The sequence below is a fragment of the Chryseobacterium sp. SIMBA_028 genome (genome assembly GCF_046535285.1).
Classification (GTDB): Bacteria; Bacteroidota; Bacteroidia; order Flavobacteriales; family Weeksellaceae; genus Chryseobacterium.
Map to the genome: position 1 here is coordinate 1 of NZ_JAWRWZ010000441.1, position 261 is coordinate 261.

Annotated in this window: 1 protein-coding gene; it reads right to left on the reverse strand. The window is 62.8% G+C overall.

Translation table 11 applies throughout. From position 1 onward, the window contains the following. On the reverse strand, positions 1-261 hold a 261-nt coding region (locus tag SCA31_RS24050), incomplete at both ends, for an ABC transporter permease subunit (protein WP_410699510.1).

A 261-nucleotide genomic window follows, 5' to 3' on the forward strand; every position in this document is an offset into this window, starting at 1 on the left:
GTTGGAAGAGCAGGTAGGTCATGGGGGCTGAAAGGAGGATCATCAGCAGGGCGTAAGGGGCAGCACCTGTGTAGTCGATCTCGCTGCTTTTGCTCCAGAACTGGGTGGCAAGCGTGCGCGTACCGTTTGGCGAAAGGAGCAAGGTGGCGGTCAGTTCGTTGACGATGGCGACGAACACCAGTGCCGCGCCCCCTGCTGCCGCCGGTGCCGTGAGTCGTAACGTGACCCGGAAAAACGAGACGAGCGGGGGCCGGCCAAGGG